Origin of the sequence: Bradyrhizobium sp. Arg237L, assembly GCF_029990105.1 — a bacterium.
Classification (GTDB): Bacteria; Pseudomonadota; Alphaproteobacteria; order Rhizobiales; family Xanthobacteraceae; genus Bradyrhizobium.
The window spans coordinates 15,086-30,263 of sequence record NZ_JAQMIL010000057.1; the positions used below are offsets into that span (position 1 = coordinate 15,086).

The following is a 15,178-nucleotide window of genomic DNA, read 5'->3' on the forward strand; positions in this document are numbered from 1 at the left end:
AAGAATCGATTCGGCACCATACCCCGCAGAAAAAGCCCGATTTTTCAGCCCGCGCCCGCTAGGGTCGCGGGATCCGGCGTGGCATGGCCATCGGCGATGTTGAATTGCGGGATATGGCCGAGCCCGGTCACGAGACTGGCATCGGCGCCCAGCACCTTCTTCCACTCGTGCCCCTCGGTCAGGATCACGCCGACGCCGACGACCTCGGCGCCGGCCTGCCGCACCAGCTTCAAGGTCGCAGCTAGGCTCGAGCCGGTCGCCACCACGTCATCGACCACGACGACCCGCCTGCCCCTCAGGAGCGGGATCGCCCGGCGGTCGAGCAGGAGTCGCTGCGAGCCGGATGAGGTCACCGATTGCACATATTCGACCAGCGCGTCGCCCAAATGAATCTTCGGTGACTTCTGCACGATGACATATTGGTCGAGCCCGAGATGACGCGAGACTTCGATCGCAACGGGAATGCCGAGCGTCGCCGCGCCGACCACGATGTCCGGCTTCTTCTCCTTCAGCCGCACGGCCAGCGCCTTTCCGATCCGCTCGCCGAAGCCGACGCCCATGTCGATCACCATCAGCAGCGAAATCGCCAGCCGCTCGTTGATTGCGACGAGCGGCAGCTCCGTCGGCTCGCCGCCAACGTCGACGGTATAGGTGGCGGGTGTGAGTGCGCTCATGTGGTCCTGCCCCGGCTTGTCAGAGGAAAGTCGGTCTGGATGGTGAGCCAGCCGATGTCGCGCCAGCTTGTGCGCGCCATCTTCGGGTCGAAGCCGTAGATCGACAGCGCCAGCGCGATCGTCTCAGCCATGCGAAACGTCTGCACCATCAGAGGCACGCCGCGCGCCAGCGCGTAGAGAATGCGTCGCGGCAGCGGCCCGCGGTCGAGTTCGAGGCCCCGCGCCCGCTGGGTCTCGCCGATGCTGTAAAACTCCTCGCGCATCAGCGGGATCATGCCGATCACGAGCACCAGCACGAGCGTCAGCGAACCCGGCAACCGCAGCCGGCTGCAGGCCGCGAGCAGCGTGCCGGCCGAAGTGGTCTCGATCGCGACGAAGAAACTGCCGGTGGTCGCGATCAGGCGGAATGCCATGCGCAGCGCATCATCCATCGCAGCGGCGAGCGGCGTCCCGTTCCAGACGAAGCTCAAGGTCCAGCTCAGCGTCACCAGGCCGCCGACCAGCGCCATCAGTTTCAGATAGCCTTTGGTCTGCGGCAGCCGGCAGGCAATCACGACCGCCAGCACGATCGCGGCGAGCAAGCCGGCAACGAACGCGCTGCCGGCGACCCAGCCGAGCGATGACAGCACCAGCGCCGCCAGCAATTTGACGAACGGATTGATGCGATCAAGCCGATGCACGGTGGCCTCCTCCGATCGACGCCGCATTGCGATCCGGGCGCGGCCAGCCGCGGCGCGCGAATACGTCCGAAGACCAGGCCGCCTCGGTCGTCCCGTCGAACGCCAGCCGGCCATCCTCCAGGATCAGCACGCGGTCGGCGGCGCGGTCGACAAGCTGCAGGTCGTGCGAGACCAGGAGCGCCGCACAGCCCCGCGTGCGGCAGCGGTCGAGGAAGGCCAGCACGCCGGCACGCGAGACGCTATCGCAGGCGATCAGCGGCTCATCCAGGATCACGACCGACGGTGCGGTCGCCTCGATGCAGACCAGCGCCAGCATCAATTGCTCGCGCGCCGACAGCGCGAATGGCGAAAGCTCCGCGCGATCGCCGAGGCCGACGCCCTTCAGAAGCTCGATCGCCCGCTCGCGATGCGCAGCCACGGCCTTGGCGCCGGCATCGCCGCCGGACAGCGAGAACACGACCTCCTCCACGACCGAGAGCAGGAAGAACATCCGCCGCAAGTTCTGCGCGACATAGCCGATCTCGCGCGCCCGCTGCGCGATGGTCCAGCCGGCGCTATCGCGGCCGCCGATCTCGATCGCTCCGCCGGCCGCCTTCTGCAGGCCGAGCAGCGTGCGCATCAGCGTCGTCTTGCCGGCGCCGTTGCTGCCAATCAGCCCCGCCACCTCGCCTTTTCCAAGCGAAAGCTCGATCGACCGCAGCACCGGCTCGCCGTTCGGACGGCGGAGCGTACTCGAAAGCTGCTTGACCGAGAGCGCCGCGTCCGACTGTGCCGGCTGCACCACAGCCCGAGGCACCGGCGGCGCAAAGGGCGGCTCGATACCGGCGACCGCATACGGCGTGGTAGCGCGCACGGCCGCCTGCCAGGGCAGATCGTCGACGATGCCGCCCTCCTTCAGGAACACCACGCGATCGGCCACATCATCGAACCGGGCGAGATCCTGCTCGGCGATCAACAGCGTCAGCTTCGTTCTCTTAAGCTCGCGCAGGATTCCGATCATGCGCAGCCGCGCGTCAGGATCGAGCCCGCTGGTCGGCTCGTCCAGGATCAGTACATCCGGCTGCCAGACCAGCGCCGAGGCGAGCGCCGCAATCCGTCGTTCGCCGCCCGAGAGCGTGCGCACCGTGCGCCCGATCAGCCGGCCGATATTCATCTGCTCGATCACGCTGCCGACGCGCGTGCGGATCTCCGCCTGCGCCACGCCGCGGTTCTCCAGCGGAAAGGCGATCAGATCCTCGACGGAAAGGTCCCAGACCTGGTCCTCGACCGATTGCAGCACGAGGCCGACGCGGCGAAACAAGTCGCTGCCGCCGATTGCCCCGAGATCGGTGCCGTCAAGCGATACCGCGCCCTGCATGTGGTGAGGCCGGATCAGCTTCGGAATGAGACCGGCCGCGACCGCAAGCAGCGTCGATTTTCCCGAACCGCCCGCCCCCGTCACAATCGTGGTGCTGCCGGCTTCGAGACAGAGGTTGATATCGGACAGCACGTGAGCGTCGGCCCGAAAGCCGACGCTCACCCCACGCAGATCAAGCATCAAGTAGCGCTCCCGAAGGGCGGTCAAAACCGGTGCAGCGTGCCCCGACTGATGCCGGCAAGCAGCCTTGCGCCCGGACGTACCAGCAGCGGCGTTCCGATCACCATCGGCACGATGTCGGACAGGCCGATATAGAGCATCGCATACCAGAACGGGAAAATGCCGAGCACCGCCAGACTCGCCGACACCGCCGCCACCATGATTATGCCGACCACCGCGCAGATCACCGCTATCTTGAGCAGCACCGGCATCGACAGATCGAAATTGGTCTTGCGCAGATTGACCAGCATCGGCGGCACGGCGCCCGTGAGTCCGACCATGATGCCGTCGACAACAAGCGAATGCGCGGGAATGAAGGTGCCGGCGAGCAGCGACCAGACGATGGTGCCGATATAGCCGCAGATGAACCCGCTCTTCGGCCCGAGCAGAAGCCCGATCAAGGGCGGCAGGAACGCGAAGATGCGCCACTGGATCACGCCCGGCACGAGCTGGATCGGATTGGCGTAGGCCCACAACACGCCCGTCGCCACGCCGCAGACGACCGCAAGGACGATGGGAAAGAAACCGACCGAGTCGGATTCGCTGTAGGTGATTTGCGTACTCATTGCATGCTCCCCGTCATGAGTTTGCCCTGAGATCTTTCAGGCAAGTTTCGGGCCATGCGGCATGGAACAGGCCGAGGGGCGCACGCAATAGAACCACCATGTGTAGGTTGGCAATTTCGGCGCGCATTGCCGTCAGGACGGGGTGACCGCGATCCGGGCCCGACGGCGCACCACCGCGTTGATGAAGCCGTCCCTGGCGTCGGAATGCCCCTGCCCGCGCGGCTCGAGCACGTTGCGCAGGAGGAAGCGGCCGGTGAGCGCAAAGCCGTCGAGCAGGTCCTGGTCCGAGCAGGCACCCGCGCCGTCATCGTCATCGCGCAGGAAGGGCGGCAGCCGCATCAGGCGGTCGCGCCAGGGTTCGCCGGCGGCGCGCGATACCGCCCCGCCCGATTTCGGCGAGACGTAGACCAGTTCGGAGGTCGCGCCGGTCGCCGCGCAGTTCGAGAGGTCGAGCCCGAAGCCGAGTTCGGCCAGCATCGCCAGCTCGAAGCGGATGAGATGGATAGCGGCACCGCCGGCATCCTCGAAATCATCCAGCGTCCGCTCCAGCATCTCGTAGATGTCCTGGTGCGGATCGCGTTCCGGCAACAGCCGCGCCAGTGAAGCCAGATGGGTGACGCCATAAACGGCATGCGATGACGCGAGCAGGTTCGCCGCGCGCAACTGCGTACCGTCGAGCTGGTAATAGCCGAGATGTTCGTCGAGCCGCGCCCGCCAGATCGCGGTGACGCTGTTGCCGGGCTGCAGCAGCGGCCGCATCCGCGCGCTGGCTCCGCCGCGCACCAGGCCGAGATGGCGGCCGTGCTCGCGCGTCAGGAGCTCGACAATGGCGGAAGATTCGCCATGCCGCCGCACCCCGAGCACGATGCCCTCGTCGGTCCACTCCATGGGGTGGAGAGTAGCATGTAGGGTGGGCAAAGCGTAGCGTGCCCACCTCTCTTGCACCGATCGTGAATGGTGGGCACGCTTCGCTTTGCCCACCCTACGGCTAATCCGCCCTACGCATCCTCACGCGTTGAACCAGCCGTGGGCGTCGCCGGTGAAGGAGAAATAGAGCCCCGCCGCCGTCAGCGCGCAGGAGATCACCTCGACGCCGCTGTCGAGCTGGATGCCGGTGCTGCCGATCACCTGCAACAGCGAGATCACCGACAGCAATAGCACCGCCGCCAGCACCCAGCGCGGCCAGTTCTTGCGGTGCTGCGCCGCCAAATAGACGAAGTAGACCAGGAGCAGGATCAGGCCGGCCTGCATCCAGGTGACGACCGTGATCATCTGCTCGGTCATCTCGCCACCCGGGGTGCGGTCCTGGAACGCCACCGACAGCGCGTCCAGCGTCAGCGACAGATACAGCAGCACCTCGAACAGAAGCACGTTTCTGGGTACTTTCATCGGAAGAGCCCGATCATTCCTTGGGAAACTCCAGTCCCATTTCCCGGTAGCGGTCGGGATCGTCGCCCCAATTTTCGCGCACCTTGACGAACAGGAACAGATGCACGGGAACGCCCGTGATCTCGGCGATCTCCTTCCGCGCCTCTGCGCCGATCGACTTGATCGTGGCGCCGCCCTTGCCGAGCACGATCTTGCGCTGGCTCTCGCGCTCGACAAAGATCGTCTGCTCGATGCGGATCGACTTGTCGTTGCGCTCGGTCCAGCTATCGGTCTCCACCGTCGATTGGTACGGCAGTTCCCGGTGGAGCTTTTGGTAGATCTTCTCCCGCGTGATCTCGGCCGCCAGGTGCCGCATCGGCGCGTCCGACATCTGGTCCTCGGGATAGAGGAACGGCCCGGCGGCCACCATGCTTGCCAGAGCCCTGCGCAGATCGTCCACACCATCGCCTGACAACGCCGAGATCATGAAAGTGTTCTCGAACCGCAGGCGGTCGTTGGCGGCCTTCGCCAAGGCGAGCAGCTTTTCGCGCGGCACCAGGTCGATCTTGTTCAGCACCAGGATCTTCGGATGGGCCACGCTATCGAGCTTGGCGAAGATCGCCTCGGCTTCCGCATCGATGCCGGACTTGGCATCGAGCAGCACGCAGACGAGGTCGGCGTCATGCGCCCCGCTCCAGGCAGTCGACACCATGGCGCGGTCCAGCCGCCGCCGCGGCGCAAAGATGCCGGGCGTGTCGACCAGGATAATCTGCGCATTGCCCTCGATCACGATGCCGCGGATCAGCGCGCGCGTCGTCTGCACCTTGCGCGAGACGATGGTGACCTTCGAGCCGACCAGCGCGTTGACGAGCGTCGACTTGCCGACGTTCGGCGCCCCGATCAGGGCGACGAAGCCGCAACGCGTCCCGGCCGGATCGGCCTCCGCCCTCGACTCAGCCGTCATGACTGCCGGCGCCTTCGCGGGCGATCATTGCGGACGCCGCCGCCTTCTCCGCCGCGCGCTTGTTCGGGCCGACGCCTTCGGCCGGCGCCAAGCCCGGCAGATCGACGGCAACGCGGAATTGCGGATCGTGATGCGGCCCGGTGCGTTCGACCTCGCGGTAGACGGGCGTCGGCAGGCCCCTGCTCTGCGCCCATTCCTGCAGCATGGTCTTGGGATCGCGCAGCGGCCGGCGGAGCTTGCGCATCCGGTCGATCCAGTTCCGCTCGACGAATTTCGCCGCGGCCTCGTAGCCGCCGTCGAGGAAGATCGCCCCGATCACGGCCTCGCAGACGTCGCCCAGCACGGATTTGCGCAACCGTGCCCCCTCGACCGCCTTGACCATGCCGAGCTTGATGTCGTCGAGCAGGCCGAGTTGCTCGGCGACGTCGGCGCAGCTTTCCTTGCGCACGAGATCGGCGAGACGCTTCGACAATTCGCCCTCGTCCGCGCGTGGATGGGCGCGATAGAGCATGTCGGAGATGATCAATCCGAGCACATGGTCGCCGAGGAACTCAAGCCGCTGGTAGCTGTCGGCGCGGTGGCGGGTGGCCGGCTTCAGCGCGGAAACATGGGTGAACGCCGTCATCAATAGCGCCGGATCCGAGAACTTGTAGCCAATACGCGCCTCGGTTGCGGCGACCGCCTCCTTCTCGGCGACCGCCTTGCTGGCCTTGCTGCGCTTCTTCTTCGGCGCAGCGGTGCCGACCGCGTCGGGCTGCTCGCTCGGCTCGCCGGCAGTCGGAAGACTCTGGATGACAGGCGTATCGTCTTTCATCGCACGATGGTGAATAGGCGATTCCAGCGCACCGCGGACGGCCAACGCCAGAACATCCAGGCGTGCTCGCCCTCGCCGATCGAGAAGAAGATCATCTGCGCGCGGCCGACGAGGTTCTCGAACGGCACGTAGCCCACCGACGACAGCACGCGGCTGTCGGTCGAATTGTCGCGATTGTCTCCCATCATGAAGAAGTGGCCGGCCGGCACGGTGTAGACATTGGTGTTGTCGTAGAAGCCATTGTCGACGCAATCCAGCGTCTCATAGCTGACGCCGTTGGGCAGCGTCTCCTTCCAGCGCTTGACGCGTGCGGTCGCCTCGGATCCGCAGGGGTCCTCGCCGATGAAGTCGCTGAGCCGCTCGCGCTTGATCGGGACGTCGTTGATGTGGAGCAGCCCTTCCTTCATCTGGATGCGGTCGCCGGGCAACCCGATCACGCGCTTGATGTAGTCGGTCGAATCATCCTTCGGCAGGCGGAAGACGACGATGTCGCCGCGGTTCGGCTCCGAGCCGAAGATGCGGCCGGAGAACAGGGGCGGCGACAGCGGGATCGAGTAGTGGCTGTAGCCGTAGGAATATTTCGACACGAACAGGTAGTCGCCAACCAGCAGCGTCGCCTTCATCGAGCCGGACGGGATGTTGAAGGGCTGGAACAGGAAGGTACGGATCACGAGCGCGATGATCAGCGCATGGATGACGACCCGGACTGTCTCGCCGAGGCCGCTTTCGGATTTCGTCCCTGTGGTCACGCTCATCGCTTTCCCAATTCCCGCAACTGCCTTAACTGCGCGGTGGCAGAACGCGCTCCTCACGCGAATCGCGCTTTCCGCGTTCGCGTCACGAAGATGGTTCCTACGTCTGGTGTAGAGAGCAAGTCCCGGCGCGAACCCGAATTTGCCCTGGCTCGGTTTACCCTGCGGCGTTTTAGACGGTTGTTACGGGGCGCGCAATCAAGAGCCGCGTTAAAACTTCATAATCAATTGAAAAATCAACGATTTTTTAGTTTTACCCGATTCCGGAGCGCCGCACTGTCCACCGACTCAAGGTTTGGCCGGTGCGACCGCCGAAATTATGACGAAGGCCTGCGCGAGCGGCCAGTCGTCGGTGATCGAAAGGTCGATCTGCGCCTCGAGTCCATCAGGGGTGATTTGCTTGAGCCGCTCCAGTGCCCCGCCGGTCAACCGCATGGTCGGGCGCCCCCCGGGCAGGTTCACCACCCCCATATCGCGCCACCAGACGCCGCGCATGATCCCGGTGCCGAGCGCCTTGGCGCAGGCCTCCTTGGCGGCGAAGCGCTTGGCATAGGTCGCGACCACCATCTTCTCGCTGTTCGCGCGGCGCAGCGCCTTGGCGCGCTCGACGTCGGTGAAGATGCGATCGAGGAAACGGTCGCCGTGGCGCTCGATCACCTTGGCGATCCGGGTGATGTCGATCAGGTCGGAGCCGATGCCGAGGATCATGCCGCGCCCGCACCCTCGATCGCCTTGCGGCCACGGTCCATCGCCTCGCGCATGGCGCGGACGGTCTCCTTCAAGCCGACCAGGATCGCCTCGCCGATCATGAAGTAGCCGATATTGAGTTCCCTGATCTCGGGCAATGCCGAAATCGTCTCGGCCGTGTCATAGTCGAGCCCGTGGCCGGCATGGACCTCGAGCCCGGCCGCCTGCGCCATTTTGGCGCCTTCGACGATGCGCCGCCACTCGGCTTCCGCTTTTTCCCTGTCGCCGTCGACCACGGCATCGCACCAGCCGCCGGTGTGGATCTCGATCACCGGCGCCTTCAGCCTCGCCGCCATCTCGATCTGCCTGGGGTCGGCGGCGATGAACAGGGACACCCGGATGCCGGCGTCGCTCAGCCGCGCGATGAACGGGGCCAGGGCATTATGCTGGCCGACCACGTCCAGCCCGCCCTCGGTAGTAAGCTCCTGCCGCCGTTCCGGCACCAGGCAGACCGCATGCGGCTTGGTGGCGAGCGAAATCCGCAGCATGTCGTCGGTCGCCGCCATCTCGAAATTGAGGGGCTTTGATATCTCCGCCTTCAGCCGCGCCATGTCCTCATCGCGGATGTGGCGCCGGTCCTCGCGCAGATGCGCGGTGATGCCGTCGGCACCGGCCTCGATGGCCAAGAGCGCCGCGCGCACCGGATCGGGCCGCGCCCCGCCCCGCGCATTACGCAGCGTCGCGACGTGATCGACATTGACTCCAAGGCGGAGCGGCGGAACGGGCATGATGTAACTCGCTGCCAGAAAACCTAGACTGTCATGCGCGGGCTCGACCCGCGCATCCATCTTCTTGAAAAGATGGATTGCCGGGTCAAGCCCGGCAATGACGATGACCTACCCATTGACGCGCTCGACCCGCGCGACCACGGCCTTCGCGCGCAACTGGGCGAGAATAGCGCTCAAATGCTTGAGGTCATAGACCTCGAGGTCGATGGTCAGCTCGGTGAAGTCAGGCGAGCGGCGCGACATGTGGATGTTGTCGATGTTGCCGTCATGCTCGGCGATCACGGTCGCGATCTGCGCGAGGCTGCCGGGCTCGTTGACGTTGTGGACCAGGATGCGCGCCGGGAAGCGCTGCGGCATGGTCTCGTCGATGTCCCAGCGCACATCGAGCCAGCGCTCGGGCTCGTCCTCGAAATCCTTCAGCGCCGGCGACTGGATCGGATAGATCGTGATCCCCTCGCCCGGCGTCACGATGCCGACGATGCGGTCGCCCGGCACCGCGCCGCCGTTCGGCGCGAACTTGACCGGCAATTCGGAATTGATGCCGCGCACCGGGATCACCGAAGCCGCGCGCGCCGGATGCGGCGGCGTCTGCGCCTTGGCGGCAAGCGCCTTCCTGGTGCCGTAGCGCACCAGCCGCTCTTCCTTGTAATCCGGATACATCGCGCGCGCGACGTCGGAGGCTTTCAGTTCGCCACGGCCGACGGAAACCAGGACATCCTCGATCGAGGTGCGCGCCAGCCGCGGCAATGCGCCTTTCAGCTTGTCGTCGGCGTATTCGATCTTGGCGCGGGCGAACAGGCGGTCGATGATGCGGCGGCCGAGCCCGGCATATTGGTCGCGCACCGCCGCGCGGGTGGCGCGCCGGATCGCGGCGCGCGCCTTGCCGGTGATCGCGAGCGCTTCCCAGGCCGACGGCGGCGCCGACTGCGCCTTCGAGGTCAGGACCTCCACTTCATCGCCGTTCTGCAGCTCGGAGGACAGCGGCGCGAACTTGCCGTTGATCTTGCAGCCGACCGCGCTGTTGCCAACGTCGGTGTGAACGGCATAGGCGAAGTCGATCACATTCGCGTTGCGCGGCAGCGCGATCAGCTTGCCCTTCGGCGTGAAGCAGAACACCTGATCGTGAAACAGCTCTAGCTTGGTGTGCTCCAGGAACTCTTCCGGATTGGCGCTCTCGGAGAGAATGCCGATGGTGTGGCGCAGCCAGGCAAACGCGTTGGACTCGTGCTTCAACCGCTCGGTCGGCGAGCCCGTGCCGTCCTTGTAGAACGCATGCGCCGCGATGCCGAATTCGGCGATCTGGTTCATCTCCTCGGTGCGGATCTGCAGCTCGACGCGCTGCTTGCCGGGACCGATCACGGTGGTGTGAATCGAACGGTAGTCATTCTGCTTCGGCGTCGAGATGTAGTCCTTGAAGCGCCCGGGCACGACCGGCCAGGTCGTGTGCACGACGCCGAGCGCGCGGTAGCAGGCTTCGACGTCGCCGAGCACGATCCGGAAGCCGTAGATATCCGACAACTGCTCGAAGCCGATCGACTTGCGCTCCATCTTGGTCCAGATCGAAAACGGCTGCTTGCGCCGGCCGTACACGCGCGCGGAAAGGCCGTTCTTCTGCAGGTTCTTCGAAAGCTGGCTTTCGATCTCGCCGATCAGATTGCGGTTGCGCTCGGCGAGCGCATCTAGCCGATGCTTGACCACCGCATAGGCTTCCGGATCGAGCACGTGGAACGAGAGGTCCTCGAGTTCCTCCCGCATCTCCTGCATGCCCATGCGGCCGGCGAGCGGCGCGTAGATATCCAGCGTCTCCTCGGCGATGCGGCGGCGCGAGGCCGGCGGCACGAACTCCAGCGTGCGCATGTTGTGCAGGCGGTCGGCGAGCTTGATCAGGAGCACGCGGACGTCATCTGCGATCGCGAGCAGCAGCTTGCGCAGGTTCTCCGCCTGCTTGGCCTCGCGCGAGACGAGCTCGAGCCGCTTCAACTTGGTCAGCCCCTCCACCAGCGCGCCGATCTCGTGGCCGAACACCTGGTCGATCTCGGCCCGCGTCGCCTCGGTATCCTCGATGGTGTCGTGCAGCAGCGCCGCCACGATGGTGGCGTCGTCGAGCTTGAGGCCGGTCAGGATCGCCGCCACCTCGAGCGGGTGCGAGAAATAGGGATCGCCCGACGCCCGGGTCTGGGTGCCATGCGCCTTCATGGCGTAGACATAGGCGCGGTTCAAAAGATCTTCGTTGGTATCGGGATTGTAGGAGCGGACGCGCTCGACCAGGTCGTACTGCCGCATCATGCGGGCGCGTGGCTTGGGCGGCTTCTGCACCACCGCGGAATCAGGCGCCACCGCGACCGCGTCGGTCGCAGCCTGCATCTGGCGGGGTGTGCGGCGCCAATACGCCATGGAATGACTGCCTCAACTCGCGAGCCAACCGCGGCTCGCGCCTTTAATCTAGTGCGCTTTCGAACCAAGCTTTAGCCTGTTCGAACCGAAAATCGTTCAATTTCCGTCAAGGCTTGAGGGACGCATCTCGCGGTCGGAATGTCAACAAAAGCAAAGGCCCGGGCAGTGCCCGGGCCTTCAGCCAGTTCAAACGTGTTGGGGACCGCCGCGAGGACCTATTCGTCCTCTTCGGGCTGCTCTTCCGGCGGCGCGAGGCCCTCGAGGCCCTTCAGCAGCTCTTCCTCGGTCATCCGCTCCATCGCCACTTCGGTATCATCAGCATCGACGCTGGCGCCGGCCGAACCGATCAGCGGCACGGTGTCGGGCTCCGGCTCGTCGACCTCGACGAACTTCTGCAGCGAGTGCACCAGTTCCTCGCGCAGGTCTTCCGGGGAAATAGTCTGGTCCGCGATCTCGCGGAGCGACACGACCGGGTTCTTGTCGTTGTCTCGATCAACCGTGAGTTGTGATCCCGAGGATATCATCCTAGCGCGATGGGCAGCCAACAGGACCAGGTCGAACCGGTTGTCGACCTTATCAATGCAATCTTCGACGGTGACGCGCGCCATATGCTGTCGCTCCGTTAAGTTGGGACAGGAATTTGCTGATTATTGTGCGTTAGTTATAGGGCGAAGCGGGGTTTCGCAAGATTAAATTTGTGATTTGCCTTCGCCCAAACCTCTGCTAACCCGTGAGGGGGCCAGAAGGCCGGAGCGTCCGTAACGCGGCTAAGCGCCGTTGTGGACAAGTAACTCTCTTCATTGCATCGTCAAAAGTGTAGGTATTTCGCCCTCGCCGCACCATAATTGCGATGGTGACTGTGGTTGGGAAAGATTCACCGGACTTTAGGCTGCAACGCGAAACTAAGGTGCGCGGCTCGTCGCCGCTGCGCCGAGAAGCTAACAAAAGGCGAGAAACTTTGATGTCGTCACCCGTTTCCAACAAGATCGCGCTCTTTATCGATGGAGCCAATCTGTATGCAACCGCCAAGACGCTCGGGTTCGACATCGACTACAAGCGCCTCCTGAAGGAATTCCAGAGCCGCGGCACCCTGCTCCGCGCCTTCTACTACACCGCGATCATCGAGGATCAGGAGTATTCGTCCATCCGGCCGCTGATCGATTGGCTCGACTACAACGGCTACACCGTCGTCACCAAGGCCACGAAGGAGTTCATCGACGCCAGCGGCCGCCGCAAGGTGAAGGGCAACATGGACATCGAGCTCGCGGTCGATGCGATGGAACTTGCCGAGCATATCGACCAGATGGTGCTGTTCTCCGGCGACGGCGATTTCCGCTCGCTCGTCGAGGCGGTGCAGCGGCGCGGCGTCCGGGTAACCGTAGTCTCGACCATCGCAAGCCAGCCGCCGATGATTGCCGACGAACTCCGCCGCCAGGCCGACGTCTTCACCGACCTGGTGGAACTGCAATCCAAGCTCGGCCGCGACCCGTCCGAGCGCCCGGCCCCGCGCGAGCGCGGCGAGTCTCGCCACCACGCGCCGCAATTCCTGCAGCGCGCCACCACCACGGCGCCCCGGGCCGATGACGACGATTTCGACGACTAGCCTCCTTCCCGCCTCCATCGAACCCGACCGCAACTGCCCGCTCTGTCCGCGGCTCGCCGAGTTTCGCGCCGAGGCGCGTACGAAGCAGCCGGGCTGGTTCAATTCGCCGGTGGCATCCTTCGGCGATGCAGATGCGCGGCTGCTGATCGTCGGGCTGGCGCCGGGGCTGCAGGGCGCCAACCGCACGGGGCGCCCCTTCACCGGCGACTATGCGGGTGACCTGCTATACGCGACGCTGCTGGAGTTCGGCTTTGCCGAGGGCGTCTACGAGGCGCGACCGGACGACGGCTTGCGGCTGATCGATTGCCGGATCAGCAACGCCGTGCGCTGCGTGCCGCCGCAGAACAAGCCGTTGCCGATCGAGATCAACACTTGCCGAAAGTTCCTGGTGGCGACGATCGCGACCATGCCCAGGCTGCGCGCCATCGTCCTGCTCGGCCGCATCGCGCATGAATCGACGGTGAAGGCGCTCGGCCTGCGCAATGCCACTGCGCCCTTTACGCACGGTGCGGTGCACAAGGCAGGCAATATCCGCCTCTACGACAGCTACCACTGCTCACGCTACAACACGAATACCGGCGTGCTCACGCCAAAGATGTTCCGCGACGTATTCGCTCAGGTGCGCGCGGACTTGGATCGCTGATCCGGTAGGGGTGGGCAAAGCGCAGCGTGCCCACCTTTCTTGCACCGACCGTAAATGGTGGGCACGCTGCGCTTTGCCCACCCTACAAATCTAATTGCTTACCGGATTTTCCCGCAGCCATTCCAGCACGTCGCCGGCGTTCCGGTCGGGCGGGAACACGGGATAGAAGACGTGGGTGATGCGCCCGTCGTCGATGATCAGCGCCAGCCGCCTGATCAGCGTCAGCCCCGCCACCTCCATGGTCGGCAGTTTGAGCGCTCGCGTCAGCTCGAGCGTCTCGTCCGAGAGCACCGGAAACGGCAGATGCAGGCGCGAGGCCATCTCGGTCTGGTATTCGTTGCTCTGCGTCGAGAGGCCGAACACGTGGCTGGCTCCGGCGGCCTTGAGCTCGGCGAACAGGTCGCGGAAGGCGCAGGTCTGCGGCGTGCAGCCGCGCGCACCTGGGATCATGTCCCAGTCGTCGACGAGCGCAATCTTGCCGGGCTCGCCGGTGCGCGGATAAGCGAACACCACGGTGCGTCCCTTCAGCGAAGACAGTGTCACTGACGTATCGTCGGTCGCCACCAGGCTGACTGGCGGGATCGCCATGCCCTCCAGATGCGCGGCGCCGCCATCATCGGTCGGCGCGGGGATCTTGCTCCAGTCGACTTCAAGCAGGTTTGGTTGAGCCATCTTACGCTCCGTCATGTGGCGAATGGCGAGTAGCGAATGGCGAATAGGGAAGGTCTCCGCCACTATTCGCCATTCGCCACTCGCTATTCGCTTATCTCACCCCCGCGCGCGCAGCAGGCGGCCCTTCTCGCGGCCCCAGTCACGCTTCTTTTCGGTCTCGCGCTTGTCGTGCAGCTTCTTGCCCTTGGCGACCGCGAGCAACAGCTTAGCGCGACCGCGTTCGTTGAAATAGAGCTTCAGCGGGATCAGCGTCATGCCTTCGCGATCGACCGCGCCCATCAACTTGCTGATCTGCTTCTTGTGAAGCAGCAATTTGCGCGGGCGCTTCGGCTCGTGATTGAAGCGGTTGGCCTGCAGGTATTCCGGGATATTGGCGTTGATCAGCCATATCTCGCCGTTCTTGGAATCCGCATAGGACTCCGCGATCGTGCTCTTGCCGCCGCGGATCGACTTCACCTCGGTGCCGGTCAGTGCAATGCCCGCCTCGATGGTGTCCTCGATCGCATAGTTGAAGCGCGCCTTGCGATTCTCGGCGACGACTTTGATCGGACGTTCGTTTTTCTCGGCCACTTCAGGATTTCTTGAGGAGATCGCGAATTTCGGTCAACAATTCTTCCTGCCGGGTCAATTTCGCCGGCGCCGGCGCTGCCTCTTGGCTGCGCTTCAACTGGTTCATGAGCCGGATCACGATGAACAGCACGAAGGCGACGATCAGGAAATTCAGGGTCAGCGTCAGGAAACTGCCCCAAGCCAATACGGCACCTTGCTTCTTGGCGTCCGCGAGGTTGCTGGCGGTAACCGCCTTCGACAGCGGCGTGAAGTAGTTGGAGAAGTCGAGCCCGCCGGTGATCGCGCCGATCACGGGCATGATCACGTCGCCGACCAGCGAATTCACGATCGCGCCGAAGGCCGCGCCGATGATGACGCCGACCGCGAGGTCGACGACATTGCCCTTCATCGCGAACTCTTGGAATTCCTTGAGCATGCGAAGCCCCTT

General features: G+C 64.7%; 18 protein-coding genes. 2 read left to right on the plus strand and 16 right to left on the minus strand.

The window, feature by feature from the left end; all coding sequences use genetic code 11:
• Nucleotides 1–44: 44 nt before the first annotated feature.
• From OZ411_RS29365 to rpoZ, 13 genes are all read right to left on the minus strand, one after another.
• A complete protein-coding gene (locus OZ411_RS29365; protein ID WP_282530759.1) occupies nt 45–674 on the minus strand; it encodes a phosphoribosyltransferase family protein in 630 nt (209 codons plus the stop codon).
• A complete protein-coding gene (locus tag OZ411_RS29370; protein WP_282530760.1) occupies nt 671–1,354 on the minus strand; it encodes an energy-coupling factor transporter transmembrane component T in 684 nt (227 codons plus the stop codon). The genes OZ411_RS29365 and OZ411_RS29370 overlap by 4 nt, the downstream gene beginning before the upstream one ends.
• Nucleotides 1,341–2,891 carry an ATP-binding cassette domain-containing protein gene (locus OZ411_RS29375; RefSeq protein WP_282530761.1) on the minus strand — a complete coding sequence of 517 codons (1,551 nt, stop codon included), beginning with the start codon at nt 2,889–2,891 and terminating at the stop codon, nt 1,341–1,343. Before OZ411_RS29375 ends, OZ411_RS29370 begins: the two co-directional genes overlap by 14 nt.
• Nucleotides 2,892–2,914: 23 nt before the next feature.
• Nucleotides 2,915–3,496, minus strand: a complete 582-nt coding sequence (locus tag OZ411_RS29380) for an aminotriazole resistance protein (RefSeq protein WP_130581851.1) — start codon at nt 3,494–3,496, stop codon at nt 2,915–2,917.
• A 132-nt stretch (nt 3,497–3,628) separates the two neighbouring features.
• Complete coding sequence (gene recO, locus OZ411_RS29385; protein ID WP_282530762.1) at nt 3,629–4,384, minus strand: DNA repair protein RecO; 756 nt, start codon at nt 4,382–4,384, stop codon at nt 3,629–3,631.
• 120 nt (nt 4,385–4,504) lie between these two features.
• The gene (locus OZ411_RS29390; RefSeq protein WP_130581849.1) at nt 4,505–4,885 is read right to left on the minus strand and encodes a hypothetical protein; all 381 of its coding nucleotides are present in this window, start codon (nt 4,883–4,885) and stop codon (nt 4,505–4,507) included.
• 13 nt (nt 4,886–4,898) lie between these two features.
• Nucleotides 4,899–5,828, minus strand: coding sequence for a GTPase Era (era, locus tag OZ411_RS29395; protein WP_282530763.1), 930 nt, complete (start codon nt 5,826–5,828; stop codon nt 4,899–4,901).
• Nucleotides 5,818–6,642 carry a ribonuclease III gene (rnc, locus tag OZ411_RS29400; protein ID WP_130581847.1) on the minus strand — a complete coding sequence of 275 codons (825 nt, stop codon included), beginning with the start codon at nt 6,640–6,642 and terminating at the stop codon, nt 5,818–5,820. Before rnc ends, era begins: the two co-directional genes overlap by 11 nt.
• Nucleotides 6,639–7,397: a signal peptidase I gene (lepB, locus tag OZ411_RS29405; protein WP_282530764.1), complete on the minus strand. Its 759-nt coding sequence runs from the start codon at nt 7,395–7,397 to the stop codon at nt 6,639–6,641. Before lepB ends, rnc begins: the two co-directional genes overlap by 4 nt.
• Nucleotides 7,398–7,682: 285 nt before the next feature.
• On the minus strand, nt 7,683–8,102 hold the full coding sequence (gene acpS, locus OZ411_RS29410) for a holo-ACP synthase (protein ID WP_282530765.1): 420 nt from the start codon (nt 8,100–8,102) through the stop codon (nt 7,683–7,685).
• Entirely contained in the window at nt 8,099–8,869 is a 771-nt protein-coding gene (locus OZ411_RS29415) for a pyridoxine 5'-phosphate synthase (RefSeq protein WP_282530766.1), read from the minus strand. The genes acpS and OZ411_RS29415 overlap by 4 nt, the downstream gene beginning before the upstream one ends.
• 108 nt (nt 8,870–8,977) lie before the next feature.
• Nucleotides 8,978–11,263 (minus strand): bifunctional (p)ppGpp synthetase/guanosine-3',5'-bis(diphosphate) 3'-pyrophosphohydrolase, encoded by a 2,286-nt coding sequence (locus tag OZ411_RS29420; RefSeq protein ID WP_282530767.1) that lies wholly within the window; start codon nt 11,261–11,263, stop codon nt 8,978–8,980.
• 215 nt (nt 11,264–11,478) lie between these two features.
• Entirely contained in the window at nt 11,479–11,871 is a 393-nt protein-coding gene (rpoZ, locus tag OZ411_RS29425) for a DNA-directed RNA polymerase subunit omega (RefSeq protein WP_027583153.1), read from the minus strand.
• 353 nt (nt 11,872–12,224) lie between these two features.
• On the opposite strand from rpoZ, the gene OZ411_RS29430 reads away from it, so the two are divergent.
• Both OZ411_RS29430 and OZ411_RS29435 read left to right on the plus strand, forming a co-directional pair.
• Nucleotides 12,225–12,866, plus strand: coding sequence for an NYN domain-containing protein (locus tag OZ411_RS29430; RefSeq protein WP_028166658.1), 642 nt, complete (start codon nt 12,225–12,227; stop codon nt 12,864–12,866).
• A complete protein-coding gene (locus tag OZ411_RS29435) occupies nt 12,844–13,509 on the plus strand; it encodes a uracil-DNA glycosylase (protein ID WP_282530768.1) in 666 nt (221 codons plus the stop codon). Before OZ411_RS29430 ends, OZ411_RS29435 begins: the two co-directional genes overlap by 23 nt.
• A 90-nt stretch (nt 13,510–13,599) precedes the next feature.
• Here the strand turns inward: OZ411_RS29435 and OZ411_RS29440 are convergent, their stop codons facing one another.
• The 3 genes from OZ411_RS29440 to mscL all read right to left on the minus strand — a co-directional run bounded on the left by OZ411_RS29440 (nt 13,600) and on the right by mscL (nt 15,166).
• Complete coding sequence (locus OZ411_RS29440; RefSeq protein ID WP_282530769.1) at nt 13,600–14,181, minus strand: peroxiredoxin; 582 nt, start codon at nt 14,179–14,181, stop codon at nt 13,600–13,602.
• A gap of 96 nt (nt 14,182–14,277) precedes the next feature.
• Complete coding sequence (gene smpB / locus OZ411_RS29445) at nt 14,278–14,751, minus strand: SsrA-binding protein SmpB (protein ID WP_130584182.1); 474 nt, start codon at nt 14,749–14,751, stop codon at nt 14,278–14,280.
• 1 nt (nt 14,752) lies between these two features.
• A complete protein-coding gene (gene mscL, locus OZ411_RS29450) occupies nt 14,753–15,166 on the minus strand; it encodes a large conductance mechanosensitive channel protein MscL (RefSeq protein ID WP_282530770.1) in 414 nt (137 codons plus the stop codon).
• Nucleotides 15,167–15,178: the final 12 nt, after the last annotated feature.